This window comes from Burkholderia orbicola, from assembly GCF_900100915.1.
GTDB lineage: Bacteria > Pseudomonadota > Gammaproteobacteria > Burkholderiales > Burkholderiaceae > Burkholderia > Burkholderia orbicola.
Genome location: NZ_FNKW01000003.1, coordinates 701,231 through 724,998, shown reverse-complemented (window position 1 = coordinate 724,998; position 23,768 = coordinate 701,231). Strand labels below are relative to the sequence as shown.

At 67.8% G+C, this 23,768-nt stretch carries 15 protein-coding genes; 11 read left to right on the top strand and 4 right to left on the bottom strand.

Annotated features, from left to right (window positions below):
* Nucleotides 1-104: 104 nt before the first annotated feature.
* The 7 genes from BLS50_RS33100 (at nt 105) to BLS50_RS33070 (ending at nt 6,861) form a co-directional block, all read left to right on the top strand.
* Nucleotides 105-710: an FMN-dependent NADH-azoreductase gene (locus BLS50_RS33100; RefSeq protein WP_074808038.1), complete on the top strand. Its 606-nt coding sequence runs from the start codon at nt 105-107 to the stop codon at nt 708-710.
* A 34-nt stretch (nt 711-744) separates the two neighbouring features.
* A complete protein-coding gene (locus BLS50_RS33095; RefSeq protein WP_074808036.1) occupies nt 745-1,596 on the top strand; it encodes a pirin family protein in 852 nt (283 codons plus the stop codon).
* A 281-nt stretch (nt 1,597-1,877) separates the two neighbouring features.
* On the top strand, nt 1,878-2,840 hold the full coding sequence (locus tag BLS50_RS33090) for an ABC transporter substrate-binding protein (protein WP_006481192.1): 963 nt from the start codon (nt 1,878-1,880) through the stop codon (nt 2,838-2,840).
* A gap of 60 nt (nt 2,841-2,900) precedes the next feature.
* Nucleotides 2,901-4,415, top strand: a complete 1,515-nt coding sequence (locus tag BLS50_RS33085; protein ID WP_027812754.1) for a sugar ABC transporter ATP-binding protein — start codon at nt 2,901-2,903, stop codon at nt 4,413-4,415.
* The gene (locus BLS50_RS33080; RefSeq protein WP_054928618.1) at nt 4,412-5,455 is read left to right on the top strand and encodes an ABC transporter permease; all 1,044 of its coding nucleotides are present in this window, start codon (nt 4,412-4,414) and stop codon (nt 5,453-5,455) included. Before BLS50_RS33085 ends, BLS50_RS33080 begins: the two co-directional genes overlap by 4 nt.
* Complete coding sequence (gene yjfF, locus BLS50_RS33075; RefSeq protein ID WP_011549175.1) at nt 5,452-6,540, top strand: galactofuranose ABC transporter, permease protein YjfF; 1,089 nt, start codon at nt 5,452-5,454, stop codon at nt 6,538-6,540. The genes BLS50_RS33080 and yjfF overlap by 4 nt, the downstream gene beginning before the upstream one ends.
* A gap of 33 nt (nt 6,541-6,573) precedes the next feature.
* On the top strand, nt 6,574-6,861 hold the full coding sequence (locus BLS50_RS33070; RefSeq protein ID WP_011549174.1) for a hypothetical protein: 288 nt from the start codon (nt 6,574-6,576) through the stop codon (nt 6,859-6,861).
* A gap of 40 nt (nt 6,862-6,901) precedes the next feature.
* Here BLS50_RS33070 and BLS50_RS33065 read toward each other — a convergent pair whose 3' ends face one another.
* From BLS50_RS33065 to BLS50_RS33055, 3 genes are all read right to left on the bottom strand, one after another.
* The gene (locus BLS50_RS33065; RefSeq protein ID WP_074808033.1) at nt 6,902-9,244 is read right to left on the bottom strand and encodes a sensor histidine kinase; all 2,343 of its coding nucleotides are present in this window, start codon (nt 9,242-9,244) and stop codon (nt 6,902-6,904) included.
* Nucleotides 9,237-10,070 (bottom strand): response regulator transcription factor, encoded by an 834-nt coding sequence (locus BLS50_RS33060; protein ID WP_074808030.1) that lies wholly within the window; start codon nt 10,068-10,070, stop codon nt 9,237-9,239. The genes BLS50_RS33065 and BLS50_RS33060 overlap by 8 nt, the downstream gene beginning before the upstream one ends.
* A 989-nt stretch (nt 10,071-11,059) precedes the next feature.
* Nucleotides 11,060-11,395, bottom strand: a complete 336-nt coding sequence (locus BLS50_RS33055; RefSeq protein ID WP_244109197.1) for a hypothetical protein — start codon at nt 11,393-11,395, stop codon at nt 11,060-11,062.
* A gap of 140 nt (nt 11,396-11,535) precedes the next feature.
* Between BLS50_RS33055 and BLS50_RS33050 the strand changes: the two genes are divergently transcribed.
* Both BLS50_RS33050 and BLS50_RS33045 read left to right on the top strand, forming a co-directional pair.
* On the top strand, nt 11,536-16,026 hold the full coding sequence (locus BLS50_RS33050) for a YadA-like family protein (RefSeq protein ID WP_074808027.1): 4,491 nt from the start codon (nt 11,536-11,538) through the stop codon (nt 16,024-16,026).
* A 124-nt stretch (nt 16,027-16,150) separates the two neighbouring features.
* Nucleotides 16,151-16,813 (top strand): OmpA family protein, encoded by a 663-nt coding sequence (locus BLS50_RS33045; RefSeq protein ID WP_074808024.1) that lies wholly within the window; start codon nt 16,151-16,153, stop codon nt 16,811-16,813.
* A 224-nt stretch (nt 16,814-17,037) separates the two neighbouring features.
* On the opposite strand, the gene BLS50_RS33040 is transcribed toward BLS50_RS33045, so the two are convergent.
* Nucleotides 17,038-17,226 (bottom strand): hypothetical protein, encoded by a 189-nt coding sequence (locus tag BLS50_RS33040; protein ID WP_023475168.1) that lies wholly within the window; start codon nt 17,224-17,226, stop codon nt 17,038-17,040.
* Nucleotides 17,227-17,385: 159 nt separating this feature from the next.
* On the opposite strand from BLS50_RS33040, the gene BLS50_RS33035 reads away from it, so the two are divergent.
* Nucleotides 17,386-17,601: a DUF3820 family protein gene (locus tag BLS50_RS33035; RefSeq protein ID WP_027805708.1), complete on the top strand. Its 216-nt coding sequence runs from the start codon at nt 17,386-17,388 to the stop codon at nt 17,599-17,601.
* Nucleotides 17,602-17,873: 272 nt separating this feature from the next.
* Complete coding sequence (gene uvrA, locus BLS50_RS33025) at nt 17,874-23,768, top strand: excinuclease ABC subunit UvrA (protein WP_074808021.1); 5,895 nt, start codon at nt 17,874-17,876, stop codon at nt 23,766-23,768.

The following is a 23,768-nucleotide window of genomic DNA, read 5'->3' as shown; positions in this document are numbered from 1 at the left end:
AATGGATTAATCAAATCCTGTTTATCCATCTAGTGTAAAGCTGAATCGATCTCCATACTGGTCTCACGCTACCGGCGAATCCATCCGTCTCAAGGAGAATCTGCATGAAACTGCTGCACATCGATTCGAGCATCCTCGGCCAGGGCTCGGTCAGCCGCGAACTGTCGGCGGAAATCGTCGCCCGCTTCCGCGCCCGCGATCCCGGCCTCACGGTCACGCACCTCGACCTCGCCGCGACGCCGATCGGCCATCTGGCCGCCGAGCACCTTGCCGCCGCGCAAGGCGCGCCGGTCGACGACGCGCTGAAGGCGGACGTCGACACCGGCCAGCACGCGCTCGACACGTTCCTCGCCGCGGATATCGTGGTGATCGGCGCGCCGATGTACAACTTCGGCATCCCGTCGCAACTGAAGGCGTGGATCGACCGCATCCTGGTGGCCGGCAAGACCTTCCGCTACGACGAGAACGGACCGGAAGGCCTGTGCGGCGGCAAGAAACTGGTCATCGCATCGTCGCGCGGCGGCGTGTACAGCGCAGGGTCGCCGGTGGCGTCGCTCGATCATCAGGAAACCTATCTGAAAGATGCATTCGCGTTCATCGGCATCACCGACATCACGTTCATTCGTGCCGAAGGCGTCGCGATGGGGCCGGACAAGCGCACGGGCGCCATTGCATCGGCGAAGGAAGCGGCAGCGGCTCTCGCGGCCTGACGCAACGCGCCGGCTACCGGCCACCGGAGAACCCATGTTGAATACCCTCGATTCCGTTCCCTCGACCACCGTCGCCGGCCGTCATGTCGTGTTCCGCACGCGCGGCCACGCGCACGGGCCGGTCGTCCGCATGGTCAGCCCGTCCGACGTCGGCGAGATGATCAAGCCGTTCGTGTTCCTCGACCTGATCGATACGCGGGCGCCGCTCGGCAAGCCGGCCTTCGGCTGGCATCCGCATTCGGGCATCGCCACGCTGACGCTCATGATCGACGGGCACGGCACCTACGTGGAATCGACGGGCCACGAAGGCCCGATGGGGGCCGGCGACATCGAATGGATGAGCGCGGGGCGCGGCGTCTGGCATACGGGTTCCGTGGTGCCGCCGGTCAAGGCGTTCCAGCTGTGGGTGGCGTTGCCGCCGGGGCGCGAGCTGGCGCCGGCGTTCAGTCAGCACCTGTCGATCGACGACATCCCGACGGACGGGCCGGCCCGCGTGCTGCTCGGCCGCCACGGCGACGCGGTCAGCCCGGTCGATGCGCCGCCGGGCATCAACTACGTCGTCGTGCAGTTGGCGGCGGGCGAGCGCTGGACCTGCCGGCCGCCGCAGGGCTACCGGGTCGGCTGGACCGCCGTGATGGACGGCCGCCTGCGCACGCCGGACCCGGTCGGGCGGGGCGAGCTGGTCGTGTTCGACGCGTCCGACGCGCCGATCGAATTCGAGGCCGTGACCGACGCGCGCTTCGTGGTCGGTACCGCGATTCCGCATCCGCACGATCTTCATCTGGGCGCCTACTCGGTGCATACGAGCGCCGCCGCGCTGGTGGAAGGCGAGCGCGAAATCGTACGTGTCGGCCGTGAACTGCGCGCCAGGGGCGTGATGCGCTGATGCTTTCGTCTTCGTCGATATCCGGCCTCCGTTCAAGGCGGCCGGCGCGCCGAGACGCCGCGCCCGCGGGGTCTCGCGCTTAGGTGTTTATACGTATGCCGATTTCGACATCGGCACAATCCAATATTTCATTGGAAGGTTATCGGACTTGTTTCTAGACTGATGCGGGGCATGTATACCGCGCCGGCCGCACACGCCGGCCGGCGCAGCCCGATCCGCGCCAGCGCCACGCAGAAACACAACAGCGCCGCGGCACACAACGACATCATCGGAGACGGACCATGACATTCATCAGGAAGCTGGCGGCCGGCGCGATCGTCGCCGCGGCGACGGTGCTGGCAGGCGGCGCGCACGCGCAGCAAAAGCCGATCACGCTCGGGTTCTCGCAAGTCGGCGCGGAAAGCGCCTGGCGCACCGCGAATACCGTATCGGTGAAGGGCGCGGCGAAGGACGCCGGCATCAACCTGAAGTTTTCCGACGCGCAGCAGAAGCAGGAGAACCAGATTCGCGCGATCCGCTCGTTCATCGCGCAGAAGGTCGACGTGATCGCGTTCTCGCCGGTCGTCGAATCGGGCTGGGAGCCGGTGCTGACCGAAGCGAAGGCCGCGCATATCCCGGTGATCCTGACCGACCGCGGGGTCGACGTGAAGGACCCGTCGCTGTACGTGACGATGATCGGCTCCGACTTCCTCGAGGAAGGGCGGCGCGCCGGCCACTGGCTGGAAGAGCGCTACAAGAACGACGCAGGCCCGATCAACATCGTCGAATTGCAGGGCACGGTCGGCTCCGCGCCGGCCAACGATCGCCGCGCGGGCCTGCTCGAAGTGATCAAGAACAATCCGAAATTCAAGGTGATCGCGTCGCAGAGCGGCGACTTCACGCTCGCCGGCGGCAAGCAGGTGATGGAAGCGTTTGCGAAGACCTACGGCAAGCAGATCAACGTCGTCTATGCGCACAACGACGACATGGCGCTCGGCGCGATCCAGGCGATGGAAGAAGCCGGCATCAAGCCCGGCAAGGACGTGAGCGTCGTGTCGTTCGACGCGACGAAGGGCGGCTTCCAGGCGATGGTCGCCGGCAAGATCAACGTTGACGTCGAATGCAGCCCGCTGCTCGGCCCGCAGCTGATGACCGCGGTGAAAGACGTCGTCGCCGGCAAGCAGTTGCCCAAGCGCATCGTGACCAACGAGACGGTGTTCCCGATGAACGTCGCGGCGCAGGTGCTGCCGACCCGCAAGTACTGACCTGTCCGCCCGGGCGGCGGCCTCGCGGCCACCGTCCGGCGGCGCTTCGAGGGAGGTTGCATGCAGAGTCCGCCGGTGGTCGAGATGATCGGCATCGACAAGTCGTTTCCGGGCGTCAGCGCGCTGCAGCGCGTGGACTTCCGGCTGTTTCCGGGTGAAATCCACGCGCTGATGGGCCAGAACGGCGCGGGCAAGTCGACGCTGATCAACGTGCTCACCGGCGTGCATGCGCACGATGCGGGCGAGATTCGCGTCGGCGGCGCGCCGGTGAATTTCGCCGCGCCGCGCGAGGCCGAGGCGGCCGGCATCCAGACGCTCTACCAGGAAGTGAACCTGTGCGCGAACCTGTCGGTCGCGGAGAACATCTTCGCGGGCCGGCAGCCGATGCGGCGCGGCGCGATCGACTGGAAGACGATCCATGCACGCTCGCGCGACGCGCTCGCCGAACTCGACCTGGCGCTCGACGTCACGCGTTCGCTCGATTCGTATCCGATCGCGGTACAGCAGATGGTGGCGATCGCGCGGGCGGTGTCGGTCGACGCGCGCGTGCTGATTCTCGACGAACCGACCTCGAGCCTCGACGATGGCGAGGTCGCGCGGCTGTTCGACGTGCTGCGCCGGTTGAAGGCATCGGGCATCGCGATCCTGTTCGTCACGCATTTTCTCGAGCAGACCTATGCGGTGTCCGACCGCATCACCGTGATGCGCAACGGCGAGCGCGAAGGCGAGTATCTCGCGCGCGACCTGCCGGTCGACGTGCTGGTCGCGAAGATGACCGGCCGCGAGCGCATGTCCGAGACGCTGCAGGCGGGCGCCGCGGCGGTCGAGCGTGACACCGCGACCACCGCGCCGTTCCTGTCGATGCAGCAGGTCGGCCGGCGCGGGATGATGAGCGCGCTCGATCTCGACGTGCGCCCCGGCGAAATCGTCGGGCTGGCCGGGCTGCTCGGCTCGGGCCGCACCGAGACCGCGCAACTGGCGTTCGCCGCCGCGCGCCCGGATACCGGCGCGATCGAGATCGACGGCGCGCGCAAGCGGCTCGCGTCGCCGCACGACGCGGTGCGCAGCGGCATCGCGTACTGCCCGGAAGACCGCAAGAAAGAGGGCATCGTCGCCGCGCTGTCGATCCGCGAGAACATCGTGCTCGCCCTGCAGGCGCGGCGCGGCTGGTGGCGGCTGATCGGGCGGGCGCGCCAGCGCGAGATCGCCGACACGTACATCGCCCGGCTCGGCATCAAGGCGCGCGACGCGGAGCAGCCGATCGGGCTGCTGTCGGGCGGCAACCAGCAGAAGGTGCTGCTCGCGCGCTGGCTCGCGACGGACCCGAAGCTGCTGATTCTCGACGAGCCGACGCGCGGCATCGACGTCGCCGCGAAGTTCGACATCATGGAACGCGTGCTCGCGCTGTGCGCGCAGGGGCTCGCGATCCTGTTCATCTCGTCGGAGATCAGCGAGGTCGTGCGCGTGAGCCACCGGATCGCGGTGCTGCGCGACCGCCGCAAGGTCGCGGAGCTGAGCGGCGCCGATGCGTCCGAGGAGCAGGTTTACCGGCTGATCGCGGGAGGCCAGTCATGACGTGGCTACGCACGCTGTTCCGTCATTCGCTCGCGTGGCCGGTGCTGACGCTCGCGCTGCTGTTCGCGCTGGATGTCGCGTATCGTCCCGGCTTCCTGTCGATCGCGCTGCTCGACGGCCACCTGTTCGGCGCGCCGATCGACATCCTGAACCGCGCGGCACCGCTCGTGATCGTGTCGCTCGGGATGACGCTCGTGATCGCGACGCGCGGGATCGACATCTCGGTCGGCGCGATCGTCGCGATCGCCGGCGCGGCGGCCGCGACCGTGCTCGAGGCGGACCCGTCGCAAGTCGGCACGGCGCTGGCCGCCGCGCTCGGCGTCGGGCTGCTGGCCGGTGCGTGGAACGGGCTGCTGGTCGCCTTCGTCGGGATGCAACCGATCATCGCGACGCTGATCCTGATGGTGGCCGGCCGCGGCGTCGCGCAATTGCTGACGGGCGGCCAGATCATCCCGATCGGCGCGCCCGGCTACCTTGCGCTCGGCGGCGGCTATCTCGCGACCGTGCCGTGCGCGGTGTGGATTGCGCTCGCGACGATCGGCGCGACCGCGCTGCTGGTGAACCGTACGGCGCTCGGGCTGTTCATTCGCGCGATCGGCGTGAATCCGGTCGCGACGCGGCTCGTCGGGCTGCGCTCGGGCGCGGTCGTGTTCGGCGTGTATCTGTGCTCGGGCGTGATGTCGGCGCTCGCGGGCATCCTCGCGAGCTCGAACGTGCGCAGTGCCGACGGCAACAACGCGGGGCTGCTGCTCGAACTCGACGCGATCCTCGCGGTGACGCTCGGCGGCACGTCGCTGCTCGGCGGCCGCTTCAGCCTCGCGGGCTCGGTGCTCGGCGCGCTGATCATCCAGACGCTCACCTACACGACCTATTCGATCGGCGTGCCGCCGGAGGCGACGCTCGTCGTCAAGGCGGTCGTCGTGATCGTCGTGACGCTGATCCAGTCGGACGCGGCGCGTGCGCTGCTGGTGCGGCACGCGTCGCGGCTGCTGCCTTCCGCGCGATCGCGCGCCACCACCACCGGAGCGACGCCGCGATGAACCGTTTCCTTGGCCGCCTCGCCGATCCGCGCACGCTGCCGATCGTCGTGACGATCGTGCTGTTCGCCGCGCTGTTCGGCTTCGGGTCCGTGATGTACACGGGCTTTTTCTCGATGCAGGTGCTCACAGGGCTGCTCGTCGACAATGCGTTCCTGCTGATCGTCGCGATCGGGATGACGTTCGTGATCGTATCGGGCGGCATCGACCTGTCGGTCGGCTCGGTCGTTGCGCTGACGACGATCTTCTGCGCGGTCGGCGCCGAACGGCTGCACTGGCCCGTGTGGGTAATCGTGCCGCTGGTGCTCGCGTTCGGCGCGCTGTACGGCGCGGCGATGGGCGCGCTGATCCACTACTTCAAGCTGCAGCCGTTCATCGTCACGCTCGCCGGGATGTTTCTCGCGCGCGGCGCGTGCTTCCTGATCACGACACAGTCGATCACGATCAACGCGCCGGCGTTCCACGCGATTGCGGGTATCAGCGTGCCGCTCGGCGGGGGCATGCTGAGTGCCGGTGCGCTGATCGCGCTCGCGACGCTGGCCGTCGCGATCTACGTCGCGCACTTCACGCGCTTCGGCCGCAACGTCTATGCGGTCGGCGGCAACGAACGCTCGGCGCTGCTGATGGGCTTGCCGGTCGCGCGCACGAAGATCGGCGTCTACGCGCTGAGCGGCTTCTGCTCGGCGCTCGGCGGCGTGGTGTTCACGTTGTACGTGTTGTCGGGCTACGGGCTGCAGGCGCAGGGGATGGAACTCGACGCGATCGCCGCGACCGTGATCGGCGGCACGCTGCTGACGGGCGGCGTCGGCTACGTGATCGGTTCGGTGTTCGGGGTCGGCATCCTCGGCACGATCCAGGTGCTGATCACGTTCGACGGCACGCTGAGTTCGTGGTGGACGCGGATCGTGATCGGCGCGCTGCTGTGCGTGTTCTGCGTGCTGCAGCGGGTGATCGAGCGGCACGCGACGCGGCGTCGCACCGGCGGCACCGGGCTCGGCGCGCAGCGGCCGACGCAGGCTGCCGCGCCCGCGCGGCCGGCGCCGCCCAAGGAGGACATTGGGCTGGTATCGACGATGCGGCGATCGTAGTGCGACCGACTACCCTGGCGCGAGGAGAACGAGATGAAGCGCGATGACATGACAGCGGGCGTGGCCGATGCGCTGGCCGTCGAGCATGGCCGTCGGCCGCTGCTCGATCTCGGCGACGCGCGCGACTGCCGAATCGTGGCCGATGCGCTGCGGGTGCTGCTGCGCGAGCGCTCGGAAGCGCTGGCGTTCGCGATGCGCGTGGCTGACGAGCACGGCCGCCCGCGCCCGGATGCCGGCGAATTCGGCTTGACCGACATCATTCGGTTGGCCCGCGTGGTCGAGCGGGCCGATCGGCAGCGCGAGCGAACCGCGATGGAATGATGCGGGCGGCCGCATGCCGGCTGCGGGTGGGGCCGTGCCGTCAGGCCGGCCCGGTCGCGTCCGCCTCGGTGTCGAAAGGCGTATCCGCGACCCGCGTGCGTTTCAGCGAGCCGGCCAGTTTTTCGATCGCGTGCAGGTCCAGCGCATCGAGGTGCTCGCGCATTTCCTGCACGAACGGCGCATGGCCCGGCTCGTCCACGTACTGGCCGAGCCATTCCTCGATATCGGTCAGCCGGCCTTCGCCGGCGAGCGCGATCAGCTCGGCGAGCGCGTCGGCGGGCGGGCTGCGCATCGCCGGCGCCGCGTGTGCCGGCTCCGCTTCGTCGTCGGGATGAAACTGCCGGACGAGCCCCGACGCCGGTGCGAGCGCATGGCCGAGGGCCGGTGCGACGACCGCGAACGAGAACGTCGTGCCGACGCCCGGCTGGCTCGCGACGGCCAGCTCGCCGCCCATCGCGGTGACGATGCGCTGCGCGATGAACAGGCCGAGCCCGGTGCCGCCGTTCACCGCCTGCACCTGCTGGTACGCGCGGAAGATGTCGGTGGTCGTGGTGATGTCGATGCCGATGCCCGTATCGGCGACCTCGAACAGCAGGCGCCATGCATCGCCTTCGCGCGACGCGTGGATCGACAGCGTGACCGTACCGTTGCGCGTGAATTTCGATGCGTTGGACAGCAGGTTCAGCAATACCTGTTGCAGCCGGATGCCGTCGATCAGCACCGTGCGCGGCAGCGCCGTGACCGGCCGGTAGACGAACCGGTTGTCCTGCTGTGCGCACAGCGCGACCGCGTAGTGGCCGATGTCGTCCAGCAGCCCGGGCAGGTCGGTGCGGTCGGGCGCGACGCCGAGCGGCTGGAGTTCGGCCTTCGTGAACGCGAGCAATTCGTCGATCAGCGCGAGCTGGTAGCGGATACTGCGGTCGATCGACCGGATCAGCCGCGCCTGGCCGCGCGTCGCGCCTTCCAGCAGCAGCTTCGCATAGCCGTTGATCGTCGACAGCGGCGCGCGCAGGTCGTGGCTGACATAGCCGAGCGTCTCGATCTTCTGCTGCATGTGCGTCTTCGACTGCTGCAACGCGTCGTTGAGCGCCACCGTGCGCCGCGCGACCTCGTCGCGCAGCCGGTCCTGTTCGGTGAGCTGCCAGTGTTCGAGCCGCTTGCGTGCCTCGGTGCGCTGCCGGCCCACGTGGTGAATCCACGCGGCCAGCACCAGCAGATGCGTCGCGAGCCCGATGATCGCGATGACCGGGTTCGGAAAGACGTCGGACCGGATCCATGACAGCACGGGCGGCAGCGCATCGCGGCCGTCGAGCATGCGGATCAGCATGTTGAACGTCGCGAACGCGACCGCGATCAGCATCACGCGGCCCGTCGGCGTGCGCCGGATCACGAGCATCAGCGCCAGGCTGATGTTGACGATCGCGAGCACGGTGTTCAGCCACAGGCAGAACCACGCGAAGGTCGCCAGATCGCCGAACGCCGCGCCGGCGATCCCCACGCATTCGAGCGCGAGAAACGCCACGTACACCGCGCGCATCGGCATCCTGGCCTTTTCGCGGTGCGCGACCATCAGGATGAAGACGATGAAGCACGCGACCGACAGGTACGCGAAGATCGTTTCGCCGCGCGTCGACCACTCGCGCGCGGCGGGCGACAGCGCCATCGCGAGATAGCCGCGATACGCCGCTTCGAACAGCGCGGTGTTCAGGGTCAGCGCGGCCAGCACGTGGAACACGCCGCTGCGCGAGAAAAAGCCGATCAGCAGCGCGCACCAGACGAGGGCGAGCAGCCCGCCGAAGAACCCGAAGTTCCACATCGACGCGTGCAATTCCTGCGCGATCCACCCGTCGCGGGTGAACGCGACCGGCGCGAGCCGCATTTCCTTGCGCGACGTGATGCGGATCAGCACGGGCAGCTGTTCGCCCGCGCGCAGCGTGACGTCGAGGGTCGGGTAGCGCGACGGCGCATCGAGCGCGTCGCCGCGATCGGTCGGGAAGCTGCGCTCGAGCGTCCACTGGTCGTTCCGGCCGACATAGAAATCGGCCCGGTCGACGCGCGCATCGCGAATCGCGAGCACCAGCGGGCGCGTCTCGCTGTCGCGGTTGATCAGCGTCGCGCGGACCCACCACGCCGAGCGCGAGAACGTCACGTTGAACGCGGTGCGGGCCGGGGTGGCTGCGTGACGCGACGGATCGGCGAACCGCGCGGCGACCTCGTCGGCCGATAGCGTCGTGCCGGCGTCCTCCAAAACCGATACCGCTTCGAGTTGCGCGGGATTCGGCGCCGTTGCGGCACGGGCCGTCGCGCACGTGACGGCCAGCGCCGCCAGCAGCAGGAGCAACACGCGACATCCCGCCGTCCATGCCGCGTCGTGCCTACGCATCGCCGTGGTGCCCCCCCGGCGCGGCCGGCGCGTCGACCGCGTGGCGCTGGCGCCGCCAGTCGGACGGCGTGATGCCGAAGCGTTCGCGGAATGCCGTCGCGAAATTGCCGGGCGTGGAAAAGCCGATTTCCTCGGCGATGTCGCCGATGCCCATCGACGTTTCCGACAGGAAGTGCATCGCGGCGCGCAGCCGCGTATCGCGCAGGTATTCGAATACGGTCTGGCCGAGATGATCGCGGAACACGCGCGACAGCCGCTTTTCGTGCGTGCCGACCTGCTTCGCGAGCTCCTCGAGCGCCGGCGGATGGCGCAGGTCGCGCAGCAGTACCTCGCTCGCCGCGCGCACGAGGGCGGCGTCGGGGTTGTCGGGCAATTCGGGCAGGTGTGCGAACGGCTGGCTGCGCCGCGTGCGCTTCAGGTGATTGCGAATTCGTGCGATGACTTCCGCCGGTTCGAACGGCTTGACGATGTAGTCGATCGCACCGGTTTCGAGCCCCGCGATGCGATCCTCGAGATCGCCGGCGGCCGTCAGGATGATCACCGGAATGGATTGCGTCGATGGTGTGGACGCCAGCAGCCGGCTTGCGGCGAAACCGTCCATGCGCGGCATGCGGACGTCCATCAGGATCAGATCGGGCGCGATGGCCTGCGCGCGGTGATAGGCCTGCAGCCCGTCGAACGCGACGCTGATCCGGCACCGCGCGGTGCGCAGGATTTCGGTCAGGAGCCGCAGGTCGTTCGGGCGGTCGTCGACGATCAGGATATGGGCGCCAGCGAGATCCGGCGTGGTGCGTGGCGACGCCGAACTGGGCAAGCGGGATGACATGGTTGCGAACGCGTTGGAAGGGAGTGGGCCTGTCAGGTCGGCGGCATCGCAATCTGTACGATTGTTGCGAAAAATTATATGTCGACAACAGCGTCGATTGTGAGGATTCCGTGCGGCGCGTGTGGGCTTGTCGCAGGGCATGGCGGATGCGCGGCGGGAGTGTCGGTGCTTCGGAAAATTGTGCCGAGTCCATTAATAAAATTCCGGTCTTTATTTCCGGTTGATGGGTTTTTGAAATTTGAATGGCCCGGATGATGAATTCATGCGCGAGGTGTCGAGCGTTAGATGGTGCCGCGTAAATGGAATCTGCTAATTCATTGTCGTGAAGATTAAGTTTTTCATCGATGCAGTTTGGCTATTTCCATTTCTATAAAATCCGGATTCCTGCAAATGTGTATGAATGTAACTGTCGTCCGCTCCGGAAAAGGGTTTTTCCGCTGCGGAAAAGGTTTGCTTGGACGAATGCCTGCAAACTAGCCACGGCGCGGCTGGAATCGGTTCTTTTGCCGGCTCCGGTTGCCGCCAAAATTGCTGTTGCCGTCGCTTTCATGGCAGTCGATATTCAATGTCACATTGAATGATGTAATTCCCGGATCGTGGGATGGCAGTAACAAAAGGATAACGGGCACGAGGGTAATGCAATCGTCATGATTCGCGGCGAGGTTCGATATACAAGATGAATCGCGAAATGACGGGATGGGGCTGAGGGCAGGGCATCGAGCGAGAAGAAATCGTCAAATCAATTCGATCGATTAATTCGATGCCGGGGCCGTGCGGTGAGGGACCGGTTTTTTCCGGATTTCCGGAAAAAACCGGTCGCGCGCCGGACGGAAAGGGGTGAGCGACTTTGCGTGGGTAGCCGGGCGGTTTGATCGACCCGGCAGCCGCGCGCGGTGCTCTATCGAATCAGGCGGATACGAAAAATATGAATACGACAAGCGTGGCAGGTCAGGGCGTCGGGTCGATCGATCCGGCGCCGGCTGTCAGCGTCAGCGATCCGGCGGCGCATGCTTCAGATCCGGGGACCACATGGCGCCTTTCGCCGCCTGAATGAAACATGACGGGCCGCCCGCGATGCGGGCCGGCATCCGTTCGTCCAGCGTCCGAGCGACGCTTTTCCAATGAGATTCGACGTCGTCGTTCGGCGGGAATGATGGCGTGCGCGCGTGCGGCATGGCGACGCGTCGTGCGCCATGCCGCCGCCGGGCCGGCGATGTCGACTTCCGTGAATCGATAACCGGCTTTTCGCCGTCGCGCATCGTGCCGAACGGGCATGCGCGGCGATCGGTCGTGCACGCGCGATGTGGGTCGAGCATGCCGGGCAACGCTGTTCGTAGTGTTTATTAGTAATGCGAAGTGAGAGACGGGCGGCACGAGGCAGGCGAAAACGGAGCGGGTCCGCGCTTCGCCTGACGCCGCGTTCGCTATTGCGTCATCCAGCACATGAGAACCGAGGGAACACAAGATGAACAAGTCGTTCAAGTCGATCTGGAACGAAGCACTGGGGGCCTGGGTTGCGGCTTCGGAGCTTGACCGCGCACGCGGCAAGCGTGTTGCGTCGTCGACGCGCGCGCCGGAATGCGCCGCGCACGGAGAAGCCGCGATGCACGCGGGCATACCGTCGGCGCCTTCGGTGTTGAAACTGGCGGTGCTGACGGCGACCGCTTGTCTCGGGTTGTTCCATGCGAGTGCGCATGCGCAATACGCGCAGGATGGCGGTACCGCGTCGGGCGGCACGACGGCGATCTCGATCGGCCTCGGTTCGACTGCCGCGCAGCAGAATTCCACCGCGGTCGGCAACCTGTCGACGGCGCAGGGTTTGTCGGCCACGGCGCTCGGCCCGGGCGCACATGCGATGGGCGATGGTTCGACGTCCGTCGGCATCAACTCGCAGGCGACCGGCGTCAACAGTTCGGCGCTCGGCGTGCAGGCGATCGGTTCCGGCGACTATTCGGTCGCGATCGGCAATCTGTCGAGCGCGACCCAAAGCGGCGCGGTCGCGATGGGCAGCGGCGCGGCGGCGACCGGTGTTTCCGCCGTCGGGCTGGGCAACAACGCGCTGGCGTCCGGCCAGTACGCGGCGGCGATGGGGCTCGGTGCCAGCGCGGCGGGCGCGCAGAGCGTCTCGCTCGGCTATGCGTCGCATGCCACGAACACGGGCTCCGTCGCGCTCGGCAACCAGTCGACCAGTTCGGGCGCGGCCGGCGTGGCCGTCGGCAGCGGTGCGCTGACGACCGGGAATTCCGGCGTGGCGATGGGCGTGAACAGCGGTGCGAAGGGCACCGCGTCGATCGCGATCGGCTGGGGCGGCACCGCGGGCGTGCCCGGGTCGGGCACGCAGTCGCTCGGCACGAGTTCGATCGCGATGGGCTCGAACACGAATGCCGGCGCCGATCAGGCGCTGGCCTTCGGCCTGAACGCCAATGCGTCGGGCGTCAGTTCGATCGCGATGGGCGTGCAGTCGACCGCGACCCAGCAGTTCGCGACCGCGCTCGGCAATCTGTCGCTGGCGACCGGCGTTTCCTCCAGCGCGCTGGGGCCCGGGGCGACGGCGTCGGCCACGAATGCGACGGCGGTCGGTATCAACAGCGTCGCGGCGGCGACGTCGACCGTGGCGATCGGCGATTCCAACTCGGTTGCCGCGGCGGCAGGCGCGGGTTCGGTCGCGGGCGGCTACGGCTCGAAGGTGCTGGGCGGTGTCGGCGCCGTCGCGCTGGGCTATGGCCAGACGGTGAGCGGCAACGGCGCGGTCGCGATCGGCGATCCGAGCACCGCGATCGGCACCGGCGCGGTCACGATGGGGTCGAACAACACCGCGAACGGCGACGGCGCGGTAGCGATCGGCAACACCAACAACGCGCAGGGCACGGGTTCCCTGGCGCTCGGCAATACGTCGACGGCAGCGGCGGCGGGCGCCGTCGCGTTCGGCGCGTCGGCCGTGGCCAACAACGCAAACGATGTCGCGCTCGGCTCGGGATCGACGACGGCCGCGCCGAATCCGACGGCCAGCGCGGTCATCGGCGGCGTCACGTACAACTTCAACGGCATCAATCCGGCGAGCGTCGTCAGCGTGGGGAACGTCGGCGCCGAGCGTCAGATCACCAACGTCGCGGCCGGGCGGATCAGTTCGTCGAGTACGGACGCGATCAACGGGTCGCAACTCGCGGCGACGAACACGGCGCTCGATTCATTGTCGACGTCGACGGCGTCGAGCATCACGTCGTTGTCGACCGGGGTTTCGTCGCTGTCGACCGGTCTGAGTTCGACCAATAGCGCGGTGACGTCGTTGTCGACTTCGACGTCGACCGGGATCAGTTCGCTGTCGACGGGGCTGAGCTCGACCAATAGCGCGGTGACATCGCTATCCACGTCGACGTCGACCGGCATCAGCTCGTTGTCGACCGGCCTGAGTTCGACCGACAGCACCGTGACGTCGCTGTCGACGTCGACATCGACGGGGCTGTCGTCGGCCAATAGTTCGATCGCGTCGTTGTCCACCTCGACCTCGACGGGCATCGGTTCGTTGTCCACCGGGCTGAGTTCGACCGACAGCACGGTGACGTCGCTGTCGACGTCCACATCGACGGGGCTGTCGTCGGTCAATAGTTCGATCACGTCGCTGTCCACCTCGACGTCGACGGGTATCGGTTCGCTGTCCACCGGCCTGAGTTCGACCAACAGTGCGGTGACCTCGCTGTCCACGTCGACGTCGACGGTCGTCGGCTCGTTGTCCACGGGCTTGAGTTCGACCAACAGCTCGGTGACGTCGTTGTCCACGTCGACCTCGACGGGCATCAGCTCGTTGTCGACCGGCCTGAGTTCGACCAACAGCTCGGTCACGTCGCTGTCCACATCGACGTCGACGGGCATCAGCTCGCTGTCGACCGGCTTGAGCTCGACCAACAGCTCGGTCACGTCGCTGTCCACGTCGACGTCGACGGTCGTCGGCTCGTTGTCCACCGGCCTGAGCTCGACCAACAGCAACCTGACCTCGCTGTCCACGTCGACCTCGACCGTCGTCGGCTCGCTGTCCACCGGCTTGAGTTCGACCAACAGCTCGATCACGTCGCTGTCCACGTCGACGTCGACGGTCGTCGGTTCGTTGTCCACCGGCCTGAGTTCGACGAACAGCAATTTGACCTCGCTGTCGACCGCCACGTCGACCGGGATCAGTTCGCTGTCGACGGGCCTCAGCTCGATCGCGAGCAACAACACGAACCTCGGCAACAGCACGGCCGGCGCGATCGGCGGCGGGGCCACCTACGATCCGACTACCGGCACGATCTCGGCGCCGTCGTACGTGACGTACAACAGCGACGGCTCGACGACGATCAACAACAACGTCGGCTCGGCAATCGACAACATCAACGCGAACGGCATCAAATACTTCCACGCGAACTCGACCGCGCCGGACAGCCAGGCGCTCGGCCTGGACAGCGTCGCGATCGGACCGAACGCGATCTCGCGCGTGGACGGCAGCATCGCGCTCGGCTCCGGTTCGGTGGCCGATCGCGCCGTGGTGCCGTCGTCGGGCATCCTCCGCAACGGCAGTGCGTCGATCCCGTTCGACACGACAGACCAGACGCTGCTCGGCGCGGTGTCGGTCGGCGATGCGACGAACAAGACGTATCGCCAGATCACCAACGTCGCGGACGGCACCGGCCAGCAGGATGCGGTGACGGTGCGCCAGCTGACCGGCGCGCTGCAGTCGTTCGCGGTCACCGGCCAGAAGTACTTCCACGCGAATTCGACGGCAGCCGATTCGCTCGCGGTCGGCGCGGAATCGGTCGCGGTCGGGCCGACGACGGTCGTCAACGGCGACAACGGCGTGGGTATCGGCAACGGCGCGATCGTCGACCAGACCGCACCGGGCGGGATCGCGATCGGCCTGGCGGCGAGCTCCGCGCAGTCCGACGCGATCGCGCTGGGTAGCGGCGCGACGGCGACCGGTGCGCAGTCGGTCGCGCAAGGCGCGAATGCGGTGGCGGTCAGTGTCGGCAGCGTCGCGCTCGGTTCGGGCGCGCGCAGCACCGCGACCGATGCGCTCGCGCTCGGCGCCGGTGCGTCGGCGACGTTTGCGAACAGCGTCGCGCTCGGCGCCGGTTCGCTGACCACGGTCGGTGCGCTGACGAACTATGTCGCGTACGGCCTGAGCAGCCCGCAGTCGTCGGCCGGCGAAATCAATGTCGGCAACCGCCAGATCACCGGCCTTGCGGCCGGCAAGAACGGCACCGACGCGGTGAACGTGTCGCAGCTCGATTCGGTCGCGAACCAGCTGACGACGTTGATCGACCAGCGCACGGCCAACCTCGGCGGACAGTACACGACGAACCCGAACGGCGCGAACGTGCCGCCGGGCGCGAGCGGGTCGAATTCGTCGGCGGGCGGCTCGGGGGCGGTCGCATCGGGCTCGAACAGCACGGCGGTCGGCAACAATGCGCTCGCATCGGGCAACGGCTCTTCCGCGATCGGCGTGGGTGCCACGGCAGCGGGCAACAACTCGACCGCGATCGGCACGGGCAGCAACGACGGCGGGCGCTCGAACGTGGTCGCGGTCGGCTCGGCGGATTCGGCGCGTCAGGTCGTGAACGTCGCGGCCGGCACGCAGGGCACCGACGCGGTGAACGTGAACCAGCTGAACGCGGTATCGAACCAGTTCACGCAGTCGCTGAACACGGTCAACAACCAGCTCACGCAGATGCAGCAGCAGATCCAGCAGACCGATTCGATGGCCCGCGAGGGGATCGCCGCGACCGCCGCGATGGCGTCGATTCCGCACATGGACCGCGATTCGAACTTCGCGATGGGGGTCGGCACGGCGACGTTCCAGGGCCAGAAGGCCATGGCGGTCGGCGTGCAGGCGCGCGTCACGGAGAACCTGAAGGCGACGCTGAACGGCGGTTTCGCCGGCAGCCAGCGCGTCGTCGGCGCGGGCATGCTGTATCAGTGGAAGTGATCGTGCGCAGCGGTTCGTTCCGGCCCGCGTGGCCGGAACGGACCGCGCCGAACGCCAACGTGCGCGGAGGCGTCGCGACATCGCGCCGCACGCGCCGTGCTCATCGCATTCTCGGAGTCATCAAGTGAAAAACATCCATCTTGTTCTGCTGGCGTCCGTCGTTTCCCTCGCGGCCTGTTCGAGTGCGTCGGGGCCGACGTACAACGCGTACGAGCTGCAGTCGCGAAACGGCATCCGGACGTTCCAGGTCGATTGCCACGGCATCCTGTCGACCGCGAAGACCTGCATGAAGGTCGCGACGCGCATGTGCGGCAACGAGCCCGTGCGCCTGGTCGACACCACGACGCCGTACCGCGACGGCGCCGATCCGCATTCGATCGTGTTCCAGTGCGGCGCGGCCCCCGCGCCGACGGCCGCAGCCGTTGCGCCGGCGCCCGCGCCGGTCGAGAAGGTGAGCCTGACCGGCGATGCGTATTTCGCGACGGACTCGGCCGCGCTGACGCCTGCGGCCACCGCCGCGCTCGACACGCTGCTGAACCAGCAGGCCGACCGGCATTTCGCACGCGTGGAAGTGGACGGCTATACCGACGCGACCGGGTCGGATGCCCATAATCAGGTGCTGTCGAAGCGCCGTGCGGATGCGGTCGCCGGGTATTTGCGCGAGCACGGGCTGAAAGCGGATTCGTTCGCCGCAGCCGGTCACGGGGAAGCCAATCCTGCGGCATCGAACGATACCGCCGAAGGGCGCGCGCGCAATCGTCGCGTGGAAATCTCGCTGCAGAAGTAGGACGCGGCGGCCAGGTTGCCGCAAGCGTGACCGTCGAAGCCAGGCGGCTCGCTTGCGGCAAGGCGTGCTCGCCGCGGACAACGGCAGCGGGCAAGGCTCGTTACGGCGTGCGCACGCGGTGTCCGTCGCAGCGGCGCCGCCGCCGAGCGACGACTGGCGTCCGGCACGCGGACGGATCCGTCGTTGCGCTACGCGCAACATCCGTACCGGGCCGTGGATGGCGCTCAGTGTCGGATCATGCACACGGCCACGATCTCGTACCCGGGGTCGGCATTCGCGCTCGCGGCTTGCTCCGCTTCGTCATACGAACCAAAGGAGGCGGCATCCTCGATGGCCGGCGCCATGCCGATATCGCCGTCCTCGGCGGTGCAGAGGAACTGCTCGCCGGTCTTCACGACATAGATGGACATCATGATTCCCTCCAGGGTTTGCAGGGGGAAATTCCAGTCTAGCAGGCAGGAAGCGGGGCGGCGGTCCGCTTTCGGCACGCGCGACGGGGCGGTTTTACAACCGTCGGTCGGCCCTGATCGGCCTGCATGCGGCGGAAGCGGAAAGCCGTGCACAATACCCGCATGCGATCCCCCGACCTCGAATGCCTCGTTACCGTCACCATGCCCTTCGGTAAATACAAGGACCGGCTTCTTGCCGACCTGCCCGGCAACTATCTCAACTGGCTGGCCCGCGAAGGGTTTCCGCGCGGCGAACTCGGCCGGCAGCTCGCGCTGATGCACGAAATCGACCACAACGGCCTGAGAGGCTTGCTGGACCCGCTGCGCAAGCGCGGCTAGTGCAGGGCGGCGCGCCACTGAAGCCGCTGTTTCGTCCGCGCATCGCAGGCGCGCGATTTCCGGATAGCCGATGCCGACGGGGAATCCCCGGCCGCCTGCCCATGAAGCCCGCAGGGTCGTCATGGAAAACTGTATGAATATACAGTATAGTACCCGTCGAACTCGAGCCGCACAGGTCCAACCCTTGCGGCACGTGCGCCGCGCCTGCGGGCATCCGCCGCAGCGTTCCGGCACCGTGAATTCCGGCTAACTCATTCAGACGGGTAGGCAAATTGTCATCCAGCAATCTGATCCGCATTCGCGGAGCACGTCAGCACAACCTCAAGAATCTCGATCTCGACCTGCGCACCGGTGAAATGACGGTCGTGACCGGCCCGTCGGGCTCCGGCAAGTCGAGTCTCGTGTTCGACACGCTGTACGCGGAAGGCCAGCGGCGCTACGTCGAAACCTTCAGCGCGTACGCGCGGCAGTTCCTCGACCGGATGGACCGCCCGCAGGTCGAGCGCGTCGACGGCGTGCCGCCCGCGATCGCGATCGACCAGACCAACCCGGTTCGGAGTTCGCGGTCGACCGTCGGCACGATGACCGAGCTGAACGACCACCTGAAGCTGCTGTACGCGCGCGCGGCCGAGCTGTTCGACCGCAAGACCGCGCGGCAGGTGCGGCACGACACGCCGGAGACGACCTACGCGGAACTCGTCGCGCGCACGCAGGCGGACGATCCGCGCGTCGTCGTCACGTTCCCGGTCGAATTGCCGGAAGCTGTGTCCGACGAGGAAATCGCGCAGTGGCTGTCGGCGAGCGGCTACACGCGCGTGCAGGCGCAGCGCGAGGTCGCGTCGCCCACCGGGCCGCGCAAGATGCTCGACGTGGTGGCCGACCGCTTTCGCGTGCAGCAGGCCGACAAGGCGCGGGTGGTGGAGGCGATCGAGGCATCGCTGAAGCGCGGCGGCGGTCGCGTGAACGTATACGTGCTGGCCGCGGACGCGGAAAACGCAACGGCCGAGCCGTTGATCTGGCGCTTTTCCACCGGGCTCCATGATCCCGACAGCGACCTGCGCTACGCGGAGCCGCAGGCGGCGCTGTTCTCGTTCAACTCGGCGTACGGCGCGTGCGAAACCTGCCGCGGCTTCGGCCGCGTGATCGGCGTCGATCTCGGTCTCGTGATTCCCGACGCGCGCAAGACGCTGCGCGGCGGCGCGATCAAGCCGATGCAGACGCCCGCGTGGAAAGAGTGCCAGGACGACCTGATGCGCTACGCGGCGAAGGCCGGCATCCGGCGCGACGTGGCGTGGTCCGAGCTGACGGACGCCGAGCGCGACTGGGTCGTCAACGGTTCGCCGGACTGGAACGGCAAGTGGCAGAGCCAGTGGTACGGCGTGAAGCGCTTCTTCGGCTACCTCGAATCGAAAGCGTACAAGATGCACATCCGCGTGCTGCTGTCGAAATACCGCAGCTACACGCCGTGCGACGTGTGCGGCGGCGCGCGCCTGAAGACGGAGTCGCTGCAATGGCGGCTCGGCTCGAAAGAGAATGCCGACGCCGTGCTCGCGCCGGCCGACCGCTTCATGCCGCGCGGCGTCGACTGGAGCCGCGCGCAGCTCGAAGCGCTGCCGGGCCTGACCGTGCACGATCTGATGCTGCTGCCGATCGAGCGCATCCGGCGCTTCTTCGACGACATCGTGCTGCCGAGCGCGCTGCTCGACGACGCATTGAAGCTGCTGCTCGCCGAGGTGCGCACGCGCCTGAAATACCTGTGCGACGTCGGGCTCGGCTACCTGACGCTCGACCGGCAAAGCCGCACGCTGTCGGGCGGCGAGGTCCAGCGGATCAACCTGACGACGGCGCTCGGCACGTCGCTCACGAAAACCCTGTTCGTGCTCGACGAACCGAGCATCGGCCTGCATCCGCGCGATCTCACGCGGATCGTCGAGGCGATGCAGCGGCTGCGCGACGCGGGCAACACGCTGGTCGTCGTCGAGCACGATCCGTCGGTGATGCTCGCGGCCGATCGATTGATCGACATGGGCCCCGGCCCGGGCGAGCGCGGCGGCACGATCGTGTACGACGGCACGCCCGGCGACATCCGCTCGGCGCACACGCTGACGGGCGAATATCTCGGCGGCCGCAAGCAGGTCGCGCATGCGTCGAACTGGGCGCGCCGCGTGGTCGACGCGAACACGCCGCGCATCGTGCTCGAAGGCGCGACCGAGCACAACCTGCGCGACGTCACGGTCGAGATCCCGCTGCAGCGGCTGGTGTGTGTGACGGGCGTATCCGGCTCCGGCAAATCCACGCTGCTGCAGGACGTGCTGTATCCGGCGATGGCGCGGCACCACGGCAAGGCGACCGAATCGCCGGGCGCGTTCCGCAGCCTCACGGGCGCCGACCAGGTCGGCGACGTCGTGTTCGTCGACCAGTCGCCGATCGGCAAGACCACGCGCTCGAACCCGGCGAGCTACGTCGGCGCGTTCGACGAAATCCGCAAGCTGTTCGCGAAGGCGCCGCTCGCGCTTCAGCGCGGTTACGGCGCCGGCACGTTCAGCTTCAACTCGGGCGACGGCCGTTGCCCGACCTGCGGCGGCTCGGGCTTCGAACACATCGAAATGCAGTTCCTGAGCGACGTCTACCTGCGTTGCCCGGATTGCGACGGCAGCCGCTACCGTGCCGAGATTCTCGAAGTGCGTATCGAGCGCGACGGCCGCGCGCTGAACATCGCCGACGTGCTCGATCTCACCGTCAGCGAAGCGGCCGCGTTCTTCGCGACCGATGCCGAGGTGCTGCGCGTGCTGCAGCCGATCGTCGACGTCGGCCTCGAATACGTGAAGCTGGGCCAGCCGGTGCCGACGCTGTCGGGCGGCGAAGCGCAGCGCCTGAAGCTCGCCGGCTTCCTCGCCGAATCCGCGGCGGCGGCCAACGGGCGCCGGGTCGCGACGGAAGAGGCGCGCATCGCCCGCGCGAAGCTGTTCATGTTTGACGAGCCGACCACCGGGCTGCACTTCGACGACATCGCGAAGCTGATGCAGGCGTTCGGCAAGCTGCTCGCGGCCGGCCATTCGCTGATCGTGATCGAGCACAATCTCGACGTGATCCGCGCGGCCGACTGGCTGATCGATCTCGGCCCGGAAGGCGGCGACGGCGGCGGCTTGGTACTGTGCGCGGGCACGCCCGACGACGTGAAGGCCTGCGCCGAATCGCATACCGGCGTGGCGCTGCTGCAGTACGACCGCGAGATGGAGGGCGCAGCCGCGGCTGCCGACGAAGGCGTGCCGCTGCAGGCCGCGCTGAATGCGGCGCGCGCGCGCCGTGCGATCGAAGGCGAGGACGTCGTGCGGATCGTCAACGCGCGCGAGCACAACCTGAAGTCGCTCGACGTCGACATCCCGCACGGCAAGTTCAACGTGATCACCGGCGTGTCGGGTTCCGGCAAGTCGACGCTCGCGTTCGACATCCTGTTCCACGAAGGCCAGCGCCGCTACCTCGAATCGCTGAACGCGTATGCGCGCTCGATCGTGCAGCCGGCCGGCCGCCCCGAGGTCGACGCGGTGTACGGCATTCCGCCGACCGTCGCGATCGAGCAGCGGCTGTCGCGCGGCGGGCGCAAGAGCACGGTCGCGACCACGTCCGAAGTGTGGCATTTCCTGCGGCTGCTGTATGTGAAGCTCGGTCTGCAGCATTGCATCCACGACGGCACACCGGTCACGTCGCAATCCGTCGAATTGATCGCCGCGCAACTGCTGCGCGATCATCGCGGCGAACACGTCGGGCTGCTCGCGCCGCTCGTCGTCAATCGCAAGGGCGTCTATACCGATCTCGCGAAGTGGGCGAAGGCGCGCGGCAGCACGCATCTGCGCGTCGACGGCGAATTCGTCACGGTCGATCCGTGGCCGAAGCTCGACCGCTTCCGCGAGCACACGATCGAATTGCCGGTGGCCGATATTGTCGTGTCGCCGGACAACGAGGCCGAGTTGCGGCGCAGGCTCGACGAGACGCTCGAGCTCGGCAAGGGCGTGATGCACCTGCTCGCGCCGCTCGACGGGCTGCACCACGCGATGCAGAACGATCATTCGACCGCGCAGGTCGGCGCGGTCAAGGTGCTGTCGGTCAAGCGTGCGTGCCCGGTGTGCGGCACGAGCTATCCGGAGCTCGACCCGCGGATGTTCTCGTACAACAGCAAGCACGGCTGGTGCACGACCTGCGTCGGCACCGGCGTCACGCTCACCCGCGAACAGCGCGCCGCGTACGACGACACGGTGCTCGCCGGCGACGATCGCGGCCGCGAACAGACGCTGCCGTCGGACGAGCAGGAGCCGGAAGGCGTCGGCAACGAGCCGTGCCCGGATTGCCACGGCACGCGGCTGAACCCGTCCGCGCGCGCGGTCACGTTCGACGCGCATCCGATCGTCGAGGTCGCGCAGTGGACGGTGTCGGACACGCGCCGCTGGATCGACGCGCTGGAACTCACCGGGCGCGACGCGCAGATCGCCCGAGACATCGTCAGCGAGATCGGCAGCCGCCTCGCGTTTCTCGAGGAAGTCGGGCTCGGCTACCTGAGCCTCGACCGTGCGGCGCCGAGCCTGTCGGGCGGCGAAGCGCAGCGCATCCGGCTGGCCGCGCAGCTCGGCAGCAACCTGCAGGGCGTGTGCTACGTGCTCGACGAGCCGACCATCGGCCTGCATCCGCGCGACAACCAGATTCTGCTGGACGCATTGCGCAAGCTCGGCGACAAGGGCAATACGCTGGTCGTCGTCGAGCATGACGAAGATACGATCCGCCGCGCGGATCACATCATCGACGTCGGCCCGGGCGCCGGCAAGCGCGGCGGCACGCTGGTCGCGCAAGGCGCGGTGGCCGATCTCGCCGCGCAGACCGATTCGGTGACGGGCCGCTTGCTCGCGCAGCCGATGACGCACCCGCTGCAGCCCCGCCGCAGCGTGAGTCTGCCGGGCAAGAAGGGCGGCGAAGCCGTGCCGGAAGCCTGGCTGACCGTGCATGGCGCGCGGCTGCACAACCTGCGCGACGTCACGGTCGGCATTCCGCTCGCGCGGCTCGTCGCGGTCACCGGCGTCAGCGGGTCGGGCAAGTCGACGCTCGCACGCGACGTGCTGATGACGAATCTGCTGGACGCGGTCGGCCGCTCGGTGCTGTCGTCGCCCGCCACGCGGCGTGCGCGCAAGGCCGCGCAGCAGGACACGCCGGCCGCCAACCGTCGTTCGAGCGTGCTCGCGCGCAGCGCACCGCGGCCGTCGCTGAACGTCACGCATGCGTGGCAAGGCTGCGAGTCGCTGAGCGGCTGGGAGCAGATCGATCGCGTGCTCGAAGTCGACCAGACGCCGATCGGCAAGACGCCGCGTTCGTGCCCGGCCACCTATATCGGCGTGTGGGACACGATCCGCAAGCTGTTCGCCGATACGCTCGAAGCGCGCGCACGCGGCTATACGGCGTCGCGTTTTTCGTTCAATACCGGCGACGGGCGCTGCCCAGCGTGCGAAGGGCAAGGCGTGCGCACGATCGGCATGAGCTTCCTGCCGGACGTGAAGGTGCCGTGCGACGTGTGCCACGGGCAGCGCTTCAATCCGGAAACGCTCGCCGTCACGTGGCGCGGCCGGAACATCGGCGACGTGCTGACGATGGAGATCGACGAGGCGGTCGAGTTCTTCGCGCCGATCTCGAACATCGCGCATCCGCTGCAGTTGATGAAGGACGTCGGGCTCGGCTATCTGACGCTCGGCCAGCCGTCGCCGACGCTGTCCGGCGGCGAGGCGCAGCGCATCAAGCTCGTCACCGAGCTGACGAAGGTGCGCGACGACATCACGCGGCGCGGCCAGAAGGCGCCGCACACGCTGTACGTGCTCGACGAGCCGACGGTCGGCCTGCATATGGCCGACGTCGCGAAGCTGATCCGCGTGCTGCACCGGCTGGTGGATGCCGGGCATAGCGTCGTCGTGATCGAGCACGACCTCGACGTGATCGCGGAAGCCGACTGGATCATCGATCTCGGGCCGGAAGGCGGCGTGGGCGGCGGCACGATCGTCGCGGCGGCGCCGCCGGAAGGGCTCGTGCAGGTGAAGGCCAGCCATACCGGGCAAGCGCTGAAGCCGGTGCTGGCCCGAACGGCCAGCGAAGACGCCGAAGCGGAGCAGCAGGGCGCGGCGCGGGTGGGCTGA